Raw genomic sequence first — 13,092 nt, 5'->3', positions numbered from 1 at the left:
CCCCGATTCAATAAGAATTGCGTGCCAGAGAGTTTGTGAGCACGCGGATGATTTGTCATGGCACGATACTACCATCTGATCGATGGCTATAACCTGATGCACGCCGCAGGAATTGCGCGCGTCCGGTATGCCAGAGGTGATCTCGAACGCTGCCGCAACCGCTTGCTGCTCAAACTCAGTGAACTCCTCACCGAAGACGAACGGCAACGAGCGACCGTTGTATTCGATGCCCGGGAAGCACCGCCGGGAAGCATTCAACGCCACATTTATCGTGGTATGAATGTCGAATTTGCTGAACCTGGAACCGAAGCCGATGACCATATTGAGATTTTGATTTCCAATCATTCGGCCAGCCGACAACTGCTGCTGGTTTCGAGTGATCACCGTTTGCAGCGGGCTGTCAAACGACGTCATGGACGCTCGATTGATAGTGAAGAGTTTCTGCGTGTCTATACCCAGCGTGAAATGATGCGCGAGCATGAGCCACATGCGGACGATCAATCACCTCCAGCCACAATCAGTCAGCAGAAAGATCTTGAATTCTGGCTCGATGAGTTTGAAAACGTCGATCCACGCCAGATTCTCCGCGAGTTGCCCAAAGAGATCTCTGAGAGCAGGTTTCTTCCTCCCGAAGAAAAGTCGGGAACCTCTGCACCTGTGACGCCTGCCAATTTCGAAATTGATCCGGCCCACGAACGAACTCGATGGGAGCAAGAAGTCGATGAACTTCAGGATCTGCTCGATGATCCTCAGCGGGTCAAAAACTGGATCGATGATCCCGACTTCCGGCAGCACTAAGTGACCGTGTATTGGAGTCATGCCGGTTTCACCAAAGCCAGATCCAGGCTCACTTTCGGCGGCGCTTTGACTTTTTCGATTTATCGCGCGACTTTTCCGGCTGTTCGAGAGGCGTTTTTTCGACTCTCAGCAACAGCATACCGGCAGCAAATCCCCCCAGAGACAGACCTCCCAGGACAAGTACCATCACTGGGTCATTCAGATAAGTCGAGGCCCAAGACCAGACCCAACTCCAATTCCAGGCGATCACAAAAGCCGCGATTCCCAGGCTGGGGCCAAAGGGAATCAGCACAGCTTTTCCAAAACAGCGGGCGATCCCGGCATGCCCGATGCCGATGACGGGGGAAAGCATCAGTGATAATAAAGTAGCCTGCCACCCTAAAAACCCGCCCACTGCCGCCATCAAAGTGACATCACCAAATCCCAGAGCCTCTGTTCGCAGAGACCAACCAGCTCCCAGTCGTATCAGCCAGATCACACCAGCACCGCAAACGACTCCAGCAAACCATCGTAATACCGCCCTTCCCTGTTCGGCGAAGAATGAACGCTGACTTGCTAATGCATCAAATGAGACCGAAGTTGAATCGAGAGACGACACTCCCCAGACAGGAACAAGCTCATGCAGTGGGAACAAAAGTGAGAAGACAAGTCCGGCAATCAGTCCCGGCAGAGTGATCAGATCCGGGATCGTCATCGTTGCCAGATCGACACGCATGGCCGTCACAATGAGAGTCACAAAGACGATCGCGATCACATCGGCAGGAGTGATTCCCCCAGTCAGGAACCGGTGAACTCTGTCTGAAAATCCTCTTTTTACATCCGCTTCGAAATCACTGCTGGCGAGTTCGGCGCCCTCGATATTCCCACGCCCTTCGACAGTGAACTGCCGGGGAGATCTACTAATGCCGGCTCCCCAGGTTTCGCTGATACATAATCCGGCCGCACCCACCCAGAAGAGCAACCCCCACAGGAAAGCTGACGGCTTCGATATCGGTTTCGCTAGGGAAATCCCCCAGAGTGCCGCTTCCCGTAAAGCAAGTTGGCTGGAAATGAAACTCACCAGGATTGCGACGGGAATGAGTGCCAACGAAGTCATCAAAAGTTTCTCGGTCGATCTGTCGTTAGGTCGTTACTGTCACTCCAGCAGATCCGCTGCCAACTGAACAACATCCTGGGTCGTGCTTCTCCATGACTGAAAGTGTGGCACTCGCTGCCCAAAATCAAAGCAACAGGTTAAACTCATCAAATGTTGGCTTTGCGTTTCGCTGAAAAACCTCAAAAAAATCTCGCTAGAAGGGTTGTTGTGTCGATGACTGCACAAAAAAAGGGCCCATGGTCAGCACGATTAACAATAATCACAATTCTGGCCTTGATAATCGGGGGTTCCCGAAGTGTGCCCGCAAATGATGTCACAACTGCACAAGCGACGCAACCATTTGTCCCAGCAGACATTGCGTTTGTACTGATTGCCACGGCCATGGTCCTGGCAATGGCCATTCCCGGATTGGCTCTCTTTTACGGAGGTCTGGTTCGCCGGAAGAACATTCTCAGCATCATGATGCAATGCGTCAGTCTGACCGGACTGATGTCAGTGATCTGGCTGCTCTATGGCTACAGTCTCGTTTTTGCCCCCGATCTCCCCTACTCGTTCGGATTCGTCGGGGGTTTCGATTTCGTCGCCATGAATGGAGTTCTGCCGACAAATGGTGAATCTGGCCAGACGATTCCTGCCGTCGGAACCATCCCGCGGATGTCTCATTTCATGTTTCAAATGATGTTTTTCATCATTACACCCACGCTGATTTGTGGTGCTTTTGCCGAAAGATTGCGATTTGCATCGGTCTGCTGGTTCTCTGTGTTATGGGGCACATTCGTCTATTGCCCCGTTGCCCATTGGATCTGGTCAGATACTGGCTGGTTCAGCGAGTTCAATACCACGAACCCATGGTGCAAAGCTTTCGATTTTGCGGGTGGAACCGTAGTGCATATCACTTCCGGGGTCTCAGCACTCATCTGTGCCATTATTATTGGCAACCGGTTAGGGTTTCGTCAGGAACCCATGCCTCCCCATAATCTGACATACACCGCCCTGGGTGCGATGTTGTTATGGCTCGGTTGGTTTGGCTTTAATGCCGGGAGTGCCCTGGCAGCGAATCCCCTTGCTGTTGCAGCATTTACGGCGACTCACATGGCCGCTGCTTCCGGTCTTCTCGGGTGGTCTTTGATGGAATGGTTGAGCCATGGCCGAGTGACTTTGCTGGGAGCATGCTCAGGTGCTGTCGCTGGGTTGGTCGTGATTACTCCGGCCTGTGGGACCTGCTCACCATTAAGTGCATTACTAATGGGAATCATGGGAGGAGCGGTTTGTTACCTCGCCTGTACCCGCCTGAAAAATGCCTTCCAGTACGATGACTCGCTGGACGCTTTCGGAATTCATGGTGTGGGTGGTTTGCTGGGTGCCATTCTGACGGGTGTATTTGCGACTCGCATGATGAAAGGAGGGACTGAACCGCTGGGATTAATTGATGGACATCCCGAGCAGATTCTCTATCAGGTGATCGCGGCCCTGGTCACAGCCCTTTACGCCGCATTCATTTCGGTCATTTTACTGAAAATCATCGATTCCAGCTTGGGGTTACGCGTCTCTCAGCAGGCAGAACTCCAGGGGTTGGATATCGCAGAGCATGGCGAAGAAGGCTACATCTTCCACTGAACCTCACCACCACTAAGCCACATTTGGTACGGTGATCCGTATCAAAACAAGACCCTCTGATTCAGCGGCACGCATTTTTCAGTACGTAACAACAATCGAGGATTCGAAGTGGATCAATCCTGATTTGATCCCTGTCGAAATCCCTCCAGGAAAAATGCGATTATTGGTTGTTCGTGCAGTGATCCCGGGAATTCGACAGCCTCACGCTGCCGAATTCGATTGGCGGTTTGCCGATCTCTACGCCCTGATTTCCACGTGAAGGAATGGTCTTGTGAAAAAAATTGAAGCCATCGTTCGCCATTTCAAAGTCGAGGAGATCAAGGAAGCATTGACAGAAGCGGGTGTGAAGGGCATCACTGCCAGTGAAGTTCGTGGCTTCGGGCGACAGAAAGGTCATCGGGAAACGTTTCGTGGAGCGGAATACACCGTCGATTTTCTGCCGAAAGTCAAACTGGAGATTGTGGTTTCGGATGATCAAGAGCCCAAGGTGATCAGTACGATTATTGCTGCAGCACAAACGGGCCAGATTGGCGATGGGAAGATTTTCGTCACCAACATCGACGAAATGATTCGGATTCGCACTGGGGAAATGGGTGACGAGGCGGTCTGACAAGCCTTCCACTCATTCGTTGAGAGTCAATCCTCGCAGGGCAGCCGGTTGATGCGATGCCCTCCGGATCGCCATCAAGTTCTGCCCTCTTCCAAAATTTAGGGCAAAATCGGGCACAAAACCTGCTGAGTTGTGTGTATAGTCGGCGGGAGTGACGAATCTCGCTGATACCTGCCAGTTTTGCGGACGTTGGCTGCTCACCGCAAAAATGGCTATCAGTCGCTGAGCAGTCGTCACATTCGGACTTATTGTCCGAAACGCCGGGGCACTCCACCAGTGCGGGTGGATTTGCCGGCTTCCGTTCTTTCAGAGGAAGGCATTGGTCGCATGAAGAAGATTGAAGCAGTGCTGCGTCACTACAAGCTTGAAGACGTCAAGAACGCCCTCACTCAGATCGGAATCCAGGGGATGACCGTGACTGAAGTTCGAGGCTTCGGTCGTCAGCGCGGCCACAAGGAAACTTACCGCGGCGCCGAGTACACCGTCGATTTCCTCCCCAAGGTCAAACTCGAAGTGGTCGTTTCTGACACTGAAGTTGCCAAGGCCATTGAGACCATCACCAATGTGGCTCGAACCGGGCAAATTGGTGATGGAAAAATCTTTGTGACCTCGCTGGCCGAAGTGGTTCGAATTCGTACTGGCGAAACCGGACCGGAAGCGATCTAACCTCCGGTCGAGCTATCCGCGATCATGCATTGATCACCGTCAACAGCGGCGAATGATTGAATTGACAATCATTGCGCCGCTGTTTTCATTCGCTCTTCAAGCTCCGCCTTCTGGACAGTATCGATTCCAGCGATTCGTCGTCCTTCAATTTCTATTTTTCTCGCATTGAAATCGGCCGATTTCGTCAGAGTGATCTTCACTTGTGCTAAATTCCCTATTGTCGAGAATACGATTTGGTTCTGCCTTAACGATTATCAGGTTTCTCCTGAACATCAACTTTGACGAAACAACTGCTGCCACTGACGCTTCATGACTACAGCCTCCTGCAAAACTCTGCCCACTGAGCGTGCACTTCGTCTGCCGGCCGCCCGGCAACGATTGGACGAACTCAGACAGCAGATCTCCATTCGAATTGCCCAGCACTCCACGGGCCTGCAGATCACCAGTTGGTTTTCCGAACAGGTGGATGATCTTCTCAACCAGCTCTGGAACGGCATCCTCACAGAATACCCGGCCGAGTTTCGCGCGGAATTATCCTCCGCAATTGCCCTGATTGCTGTGGGAGGAACCGGACGCGGCGATCTGGCCCCCTATTCGGATATCGATTTGCTGATTGTGCATCGGACTGCCGGAGGTGAGAGGTGGCATGAATTTGCCGCACAGTTTGTGAGAGATTGCTGGGATGCCGGACTCAAACTGGGGCACAGCACCCGCTCGATCCCCGATGCCATTCGCATGGCCCGGGACGACACTCAGTTTGCCACCTCGCTGCTGGAAGCCCGATTGCTTGTCGGCCACAAACCACTCTTCGATGATCTGATGCGGAAATTCCAATGGAATGTCGTTCGAGGTCGACTGCACACCATACTCTCTTCATCGATTGCCGAAAGAGACAAGGAACAAGCTGCCCATGGTGCCACCAACCAGGAACTCGAACCTGATGTGAAACGCTCTCCCGGTGGTCTGAGGGATATCCATCTCATTCGCTGGCTCAGCCAGTTGAGAACTGGTTCAAGTGACCCGGAAGCTTTGCGTCTGGCTGGTTTAATGACGCGAGATGAACTGTTAAGACTCGTGACGGCCTATGACTATCTGCTCTCGATTCGACTGACACTGCATTTAGCTGCAGGGCGGGCCAACGATATCCTCACCCGCAGTGAACAGGTACGAATTGCCCAGGATCGCGGCATCGAGGCCAGTGGTGGGCAGCTCGCCGTCGAAAAATTCATGCAGGAGTATTTCCGACACACGAGTACTGTCTCTGAACTGGCCACACGACTGGTGAGAAAGCATTTGCCCTCGCGCTGGCAGGATGTCCTCTGGAGACCTGTCGTCACTCACCGGGTCGATACGATTTATCGAATCAGCCCGGACCAGATCGATGTTCCCCGGCGTTTTCGCAACCAGTTGGCATCGCTGGAAGACCTTCTCAGGCTCTACTGGTCGGCCGCAATGTACAAGGTACCTTTCGCCGACGATCTTGAAGAATTTGTCAGTACCAGAACGCGCGAACTCCCCGAAACGTTGACAGTCGAAGCGGGAAGGATTTTCCTCGACATCTTAAGCCGCTCCCGCTGCGTGAGCCGAATTCTGCGAAGCATGTACCGAACCGGCGTGCTGGAACTGGTACTCCCCTGCTTCCGGCATGTCAGGTGTCTTTTACAGTTCAATCAGTATCACCAGTTTACGGTTGATGAACACACGTTGAGGGCCATCGAAGCAGCAGAGTCCTTTGCCGAGTTACAATCGCCACTCGGAGAAGCCTTCCGTGAAATTCGACATCGTGATGTCCTGTTTCTCGCACTGCTGCTGCATGATGCCGGCAAAGGATACGAAGAAGATCACTCAGAAGTTGGCAGACGACTGGCCATTGAAGCGGCTCAGCGGTTTCGCATGGCATCGTATCACCGGGATACTGTTGTCTTTCTCGTCCACAAGCATCTGATGATGGCCCATCTGGCCTTTCGCCGGGACACGACTGACCCTGATGTTCTGCTCCGTTTCACTCATGAAGTGGGTACTGTTGATCGTCTGAGAATGCTCTATGTCTTAACGGCGGCAGATATCACGGGAGTTGGCCCTGGAGTCTGGAACGAGTGGAAGGCCGAACTGCTGGATAACCTTTTCAGTGGTGCGATGCAGGCACTTTCTGGCAACAGCGACATGCCACAGATGATTGATCTCCAGTCGAGAGTTCTCTCAGCGGTGGTGGATGAACTTTCCCGTCCGACAACCGGGGAAGAAAAAGAGAGAATTGCCAAAGTGGTCAAGCAACTCTTTACCACACTTCCGCGCCATTACCTGCAGGGAAATTCGGTCGAGAGAATCTCATCGGATCTGCGAATTGTCATGGAACGCAGACCAGACGAAATTCATATTTCAGGCCGTTATGAACCCGAAACCAACTCCGTCGAGTATCGAATTATCACTCGGGAAAGTGTTGCGGAAGGATGTTTCCATAAGATTGCGGGGGCCTTGACTTCCCAGCGAATGGAAATTCTTTCTGCCCAGATCTCGACGACAACCGAAGGCGTGATCATCGACAGCTTCAGGGTGAACGATATCGATCACTCAAATGAAGTTCCCCAGTTCCGCCTTGATGAAGTCTGCCGCACAATCCGGAGTGTGCTGACGGGTGAAACCAATGTGAATCAGCTTGTTGAACGTCGGCGGCGCACGATTTTTTCCAGACCACTGATCGCGGGCCAGTTTTCTGATCTTCCTGAGCAGGTGTTAATCGATAATGAATCGTCTGAGCGATGTACGATTGTAGATATCTTCGCTCATGATCGCCCCGGGCTGCTCTACTCGATCAGTCGCCAGCTTTTTGAGCTTGAACTCTCGATTGTGCTGGCCAAAATTTCCACGCATCTGGATCAGGTGGTCGATGTGTTTTATATCACCGACAAGCGTCATCAGAAGATCAGTGATCCCGAACGATTGCAGAAGCTGGAGTTGCTGCTCCACGAGTGTATTTCACGAGTCAATTATGTTTGACAAGACTTGTTGATCTCACTTCCCGAGGGAATCACGTTTTTCTCATGAATTAGTGAGTCCATGCTGGTTAATGGCTCGCAATTCCAGAGATTGAGAAGAGGGATTGGTGAAAAATCACCTCGTGGCTATATTCTCACAGAGCTGGAGAATTTCGAACCCGCCAGCGGCATGGGCAGAGTCCCGCTCTTCGGAGAACTCGTGGTGCACTATTGCGAAATGGAAGTCGCAGTTGGCGATGTCATTCGCCTCGAAAACTGTGTCATGACTATTCTCGATATCGATGGTGAAGAGATTACTGTCAAACTCGATCTGGATGACGAACCTTTTCCAGTCATTGGCAGTTTAACGCTGTCTCGTCCCAGATAAGCGGCTTTCGAGTCTTCGACGGCCCGCCATTTCCCGGAGCTGTGACCGCTGCATCCAATCTGACTGCGCCTGGGTGCCAACGGATCGATGGCACTGCTATGATACAATAGGGAGTCCCGCCAGATCTCTGCTTAGCTTTCGAAAACAAAGCAATTGCAAAGCAGAAATCTGGTTCCCCGCATCAGTGCCATTGCCCGCTTCAGACAGACTTTCGCAAACATTCCATAGAAGATTGTCCATCTATGCGAGTAGTGCGAGGATATTTGCCACGACACAGGTTCCTATGGATACAGGTCAGCCAATCGAAGGACTGAGCACGATTGATGAAGCCATTGCGGCTCTCAAAAATGGTCGAATCATTATTGTGATCGATGACGAAGAGCGGGAAAACGAAGGGGATTTCGTTTGTGCTGCCGAATCGATCACGCCAGAAATGGTCACCTTCATGCTCAGGTACGGAGCCGGTGTTCTGTGTGTTCCCCTGACGAAAGAAGCGGCCGATCGACAAGGTCTGGTTCCGATTGTGGACAGCTCACAGAATGATGCTCCGAATCACACCTTGTTTCTGACGCCCGTGGACCATCGTCATGCAGGTTCTGGTGTTTCCAGTGAAAACCGGGCCATGACGATCAGGGCAATGGCCGACCCGAAGTCCTCGCGGCATGACTTTGTCCGGCCTGGCCATATCAATCCTCTACTGGCCAAGGAGGGTGGTGTCTTAAGGCGTTCTGGACACACCGAAGCTACTGTCGATCTGATGAAGATTGCCGGGCTGGAGCCAGTGGGTGTGCTGATTGAAATCCTGAGCGAATCTGGCCAGGGTATGGCCGCACTCCCTGAATTGAGACAACTCGCTGTCAGACACTCAATGCCAATTATTTCCATCGAGCAGCTCATCCGCTATCGCCGGTTGCGGGAGCAACTGGTGTCCAGAGAAGCGGAAGTCCCCCTGAATACCCGGGAGTATGGTCAATTCAAAGTGATTGCTTATCGTGTCGAACACGATGATCAACAGCCACTCGCGCTCGTATGGGGAGACCTGGCATCAGCCACTAACCCTCTCGTGCGCGTCCACTCCTCCTGCTTTACAGGTGACGTTCTGGACTCTCTTCGCTGCGATTGCGGCGACCAGCTTCACCTGGCAATGAGAATGATCAACAGCGCCGGTGCCGGCGCTGTGATTTATCTGCCGCAGGAAGGGCGTGGAATTGGTCTGACTGCGAAACTGAAAGCCTACATGCTTCAAGATGAAGGCTATGACACGGTCGAAGCCAACCACAAACTCGGCTTCAAATCCGACAGCCGGGATTACATGATCGGCCTGCAGATTCTTAAAGACCTCGGGTTATCGAGTATTCGATTACTGACGAACAATCCTAAGAAAATGCAGGCCTTTCCAGCCTTCGATCTCGATGTGGTTGAGCAGGTTCCTATTATCGCCCCGGATGATGAAAATCGTCGCCATTATATGGCAACTAAACGAGACAAAATGGGGCATCTGTTACCTGCCGAAATTGTGGTTCAATCCTCTCCCCATGAGAACCCACCCCATTGACCTGAAATCAGCACTCAACGACTTCGGCCAGCTCTTGAGAATGGTCGTCCTCCGGTTGTGCTGCATCAAAATTGGCTTTGAATGCGGCAAAGGCGGCATCCAGCATGGCTGATCCATTTTCTGCCAGTTCACCTCTCACGATCCGGAGATGAGCGGGAGCTTCAATGCCAATTTTGACAGCTCCTTTCCCCGTCTGAACGACCTTAATGACGATATCATTTCCGAGGTGAATTGATTCCGATTTCTTGCGTGTCAACACCAGCATGATCGACTCCGTTCTCTACGCTCCAGTGGACAATTGTCACTCCTCCTTGTGACTCACCCGACAACAAACCTGGTTGTCATGGGTGCCTGCCTGGCATGGTAGAATCTCTATGCGATCTGCATGCCATGATGAAAATCCAAAGAAATCTCCGCGTGCAATTCAACACAACTCTCTACGAATCAGACACTTGCAATTCACCAGCGAATCTTCGGCAAAATCTGCCGACTGTGGTTCCCAGCACTTTTTTACAAACCAGTAGCCAGAAACCTGTGTAAACCGCGACAAACCGCAAGATCCAGAAAGTCGTAAAACTTTTTGCTAAAGCCGATTCCCGTTCGAAGCGGACTGGTGACCACATGATGACCTCCGGGTGATCCATGCCCATTTGTCATGCTGTCGCCGGAAAGGCCAGCAAATCGTGGCGGCTCGATTGCAAGCTGACTCTGAGCAGTTATACTTGAAAATCTTTCTTGCGTGTTTTCGGACTGAAAACTCGCATTTCGGCGAATTGGACTTCCGCAGACGAGAGGATGACCCCATGGGGGCTCAATGTGATCTCTGTAACAAATCAGTGACTTTCGGCAACACGCTTCAACAGCGTGGTAAGGCGAAGTACCTGGGTGGTAACGGTCGCAAGACTACGGGGATTTCCCGTCGTGTCTTCCGCCCCAATCTGCAATCTGTCAACGTTCAGGTTGGCGAAAGCAGCCAGAAGATGATGGTCTGCGTGAAGTGCATCCGCTCAGGGGTTGTGGCCAAGAAGGTTGTCCGCAAGCCATTCACACTTCCCACTGCTTAGCCCGAATGTTTGATAGTGCGAGTGTGCTGGATTGACCGGTATAGTCGCATCTGAATTTCTCGTCGATTTTTCTCTCGGGTTTGCCTGAAGAACCCAACGAGTGATCAATTTCTGGCGATGACTCACTCACGCGGTGTCGGTTGATCGCTGTTGAATCTATCAGCGAGTTTACAGTCAAGCCCCTGACGATTAGTTTATGAGCCCGACGATTCTCCTCATACGATTGAGGAAGATTGGTCGGGCTTCTGTATTTCATCCTCGCTTGTATTCCATGTTGTCCTGATTTCATCATGAGTGGGCCAAACTTCATGATGAGCTTGGCCATACTTGTACTACCCAACCTTTTGGGAGATCACCGCTTGATGACTCAACCACAACAGGCAACGGAAACCAGCCCTGCTCTCCCACTTTCCGATGTGGCGAGAATTGCTCGCCTGGCGCGACTGAAGCTCACCGAGAATGAACTCGCGATCTACGCGAATCAGCTTGGCAAGATTCTCGAATTCATGACGGTCCTCCGCGAAGTGGATACGACAGGCATCGAACCCATGATTTCCGCCGTTCCCTGCGAGAATGTGTTTCGAGACGATCTTATTGTGGAATCTCTTCCTCGAAAGCTGGCTCTCGCAAATGCCCCGAAAACAGATGGCAAGTCGTTTCTGGTTCCCAATATTCTTGGCTAAGCTCAGAACGGGTCCCATCACACAGAATGTCTTGCTTGCTGAAATGGTCTGACTTATTTCGATTGAGAGACAGTGTCCTGAAGGAGAATTTTGGTGACTCTTGAAGCCGGCGGTTCCCTGAAAACAGGTAGTGGCACTGGAACTTCTTCACTTGGATCTCTTTTCAAGGCATTGAATTCAGGAACAACCACGAGCCGCCAAATCGTCGAGTCCTGCCTTAACGCGATCGATAAAAGAGATGGCTCGATTGGAGCCTTCCTGCACATCGACCGTGAACGGGCACTTCAGGCAGCAGAAGCCAGTGATCTTCGGAGATCAACCGGGGAAGTTCGAGGCCCCCTTGATGGTCTTCCCATTTCCATCAAAGATGCCATCTGCGAAGCAGGTCAACCAGCCACGTGTGCCAGTCGCATCCTCAAAGGTTATGTTTCGCCTTACTCAGCAACGGTCATCGATCGCCTCAATGCCGCAGGGGCCATTCCTCTGGGGCGCGTCAATCTCGATGAATTTGCCATGGGATCGTCGAGTGAAAACTCCGCATACCAGTTAACCCATAATCCCTGGGACCTCACACGCACGCCGGGTGGTTCCAGCAGTGGTTCTGCCGCAAGCGTGGCAGCACGCATGGTCCCGGGCTCACTGGGGAGTGATACAGGTGGATCGATTCGTCAGCCCGCTTCCCTTTGTGGAGTTGTAGGTCTCAAGCCGACCTATGGCCGAGTTTCACGTTACGGACTGGTGGCTTTTGCCAGTTCTCTGGAGCAGATTGGTCCCTTCTCACTCGATGTTTTCGGTGCCGCGGCTTTACTGCAGACCATTGCCGGCCACGACCCGCACGACTCCACCTGTGTGAACACACCGACCGAAGATTATCTGCAAACACTCGATACTCCACTCACTGATCTCCGGATTGGAGTTCCTAAAGAGTATTTTGGTGAAGGGCTCGATCCCGAGGTTCAGAAAATCGTCGAAGAGGCTTTGGCAGTTTACGCAAGTCGCGGTGCGAAGCTTATTCCTGTCGAGCTTCCTCACAGCAAGTATTCGGTAGCCACTTATTACATTATCGCCCCATCGGAAGCATCGAGTAACCTCGCCCGATTTGATGGCATCCACTATGGCTATCGCAGTCCAAACTTTGCAGATCTGGAATCTCTGTATGCGGCCAGTCGGGGAGAAGGCTTTGGCTCGGAAGTCAAACGTCGCATCATGCTGGGAACTTATGCTTTGTCAGCCGGATATGCCGACAAATACTACGTCAAAGCCCTGCAGATCCGGCGTTTGATCCGCCAGGATTTTGATGCAGCATTCCAGCAGTGCGATGTGATTGCCGGCCCGGTGACACCCACACCCGCCTTCAAGCTGGGTGAACTGGCAGACGACCCCTTGGCCATGTATCTGTCAGACATCTATACCATCGCTGCGAATCTGGCCGGGATTCCGGCAATTTCGATACCTGCCGGTTGGACGGCCAGTGGCCTGCCAGTGGGATTGCAGTTGCAAGGGCCGGTCTTTACCGAAAGCCGCCTCTTGCGTGCCGCTCGAATGCTTGAAATCGACCGCCCCTGGATTGATCGTTTGCCGCCAGTTGCAGGCGGGTAATGGCCAATGGACAACCAGTCGTCCGATGATCTTTCCACTGT

Annotated in this window: 12 protein-coding genes; 10 read left to right on the top strand and 2 right to left on the bottom strand. The window is 52.3% G+C overall.

The annotated features are described in order from the left end of the window. Positions 1-57: 57 nt before the first annotated feature. On the top strand, positions 58-798 hold the full coding sequence (locus A6X21_RS21965) for an NYN domain-containing protein (RefSeq protein ID WP_068852886.1): 741 nt from the start codon (positions 58-60) through the stop codon (positions 796-798). Between the two features lie 49 nt (positions 799-847). On the opposite strand, the gene A6X21_RS21960 is transcribed toward A6X21_RS21965, so the two are convergent. Continuing rightward, positions 848-1,894: a prepilin peptidase gene (locus A6X21_RS21960; RefSeq protein WP_068852883.1), complete on the bottom strand. Its 1,047-nt coding sequence runs from the start codon at positions 1,892-1,894 to the stop codon at positions 848-850. 297 nt (positions 1,895-2,191) lie between these two features. On the opposite strand from A6X21_RS21960, the gene A6X21_RS21955 reads away from it, so the two are divergent. The 6 genes from A6X21_RS21955 (at position 2,192) to A6X21_RS21925 (ending at position 9,705) form a co-directional block, all read left to right on the top strand. After that, entirely contained in the window at positions 2,192-3,511 is a 1,320-nt protein-coding gene (locus A6X21_RS21955; RefSeq protein ID WP_240490368.1) for an ammonium transporter, read from the top strand. Between the two features lie 271 nt (positions 3,512-3,782). Next, positions 3,783-4,121: a P-II family nitrogen regulator gene (locus tag A6X21_RS21945; protein ID WP_068852874.1), complete on the top strand. Its 339-nt coding sequence runs from the start codon at positions 3,783-3,785 to the stop codon at positions 4,119-4,121. A gap of 327 nt (positions 4,122-4,448) precedes the next feature. After that, on the top strand, positions 4,449-4,787 hold the full coding sequence (locus A6X21_RS21940) for a P-II family nitrogen regulator (RefSeq protein ID WP_013110531.1): 339 nt from the start codon (positions 4,449-4,451) through the stop codon (positions 4,785-4,787). Between the two features lie 309 nt (positions 4,788-5,096). Beyond that, positions 5,097-7,784, top strand: coding sequence for a [protein-PII] uridylyltransferase (gene glnD / locus A6X21_RS21935; RefSeq protein WP_068852872.1), 2,688 nt, complete (start codon positions 5,097-5,099; stop codon positions 7,782-7,784). Positions 7,785-7,844: 60 nt separating this feature from the next. Continuing rightward, entirely contained in the window at positions 7,845-8,150 is a 306-nt protein-coding gene (locus A6X21_RS21930) for a hypothetical protein (protein WP_068852869.1), read from the top strand. A 283-nt stretch (positions 8,151-8,433) separates the two neighbouring features. Continuing rightward, positions 8,434-9,705, top strand: coding sequence for a bifunctional 3,4-dihydroxy-2-butanone-4-phosphate synthase/GTP cyclohydrolase II (locus A6X21_RS21925; protein ID WP_068852866.1), 1,272 nt, complete (start codon positions 8,434-8,436; stop codon positions 9,703-9,705). Between the two features lie 7 nt (positions 9,706-9,712). Here A6X21_RS21925 and A6X21_RS21920 read toward each other — a convergent pair whose 3' ends face one another. After that, positions 9,713-9,970, bottom strand: coding sequence for a carbon storage regulator (locus tag A6X21_RS21920; RefSeq protein ID WP_068852862.1), 258 nt, complete (start codon positions 9,968-9,970; stop codon positions 9,713-9,715). Between the two features lie 538 nt (positions 9,971-10,508). Here A6X21_RS21920 and A6X21_RS21910 point away from each other — a divergent pair. From A6X21_RS21910 to gatA, 3 genes are all read left to right on the top strand, one after another. Then, the gene (locus A6X21_RS21910; RefSeq protein ID WP_068853390.1) at positions 10,509-10,769 is read left to right on the top strand and encodes a large ribosomal subunit protein bL28; all 261 of its coding nucleotides are present in this window, start codon (positions 10,509-10,511) and stop codon (positions 10,767-10,769) included. Positions 10,770-11,131: 362 nt separating this feature from the next. Further along, a complete protein-coding gene (gene gatC / locus A6X21_RS21905; RefSeq protein ID WP_068852856.1) occupies positions 11,132-11,452 on the top strand; it encodes an Asp-tRNA(Asn)/Glu-tRNA(Gln) amidotransferase subunit GatC in 321 nt (106 codons plus the stop codon). 93 nt (positions 11,453-11,545) lie between these two features. Further along, the gene (gatA, locus tag A6X21_RS21900; protein ID WP_205847508.1) at positions 11,546-13,051 is read left to right on the top strand and encodes an Asp-tRNA(Asn)/Glu-tRNA(Gln) amidotransferase subunit GatA; all 1,506 of its coding nucleotides are present in this window, start codon (positions 11,546-11,548) and stop codon (positions 13,049-13,051) included. Positions 13,052-13,092 lie beyond the last annotated feature (41 nt).

The organism is Planctopirus hydrillae (assembly GCF_001707835.1).
Taxonomy (GTDB): Bacteria; Planctomycetota; Planctomycetia; order Planctomycetales; family Planctomycetaceae; genus Planctopirus; species Planctopirus hydrillae.
Note: the sequence above shows the minus strand (reverse complement) of the source record. Positions and strands in the feature narration are given on the sequence as shown.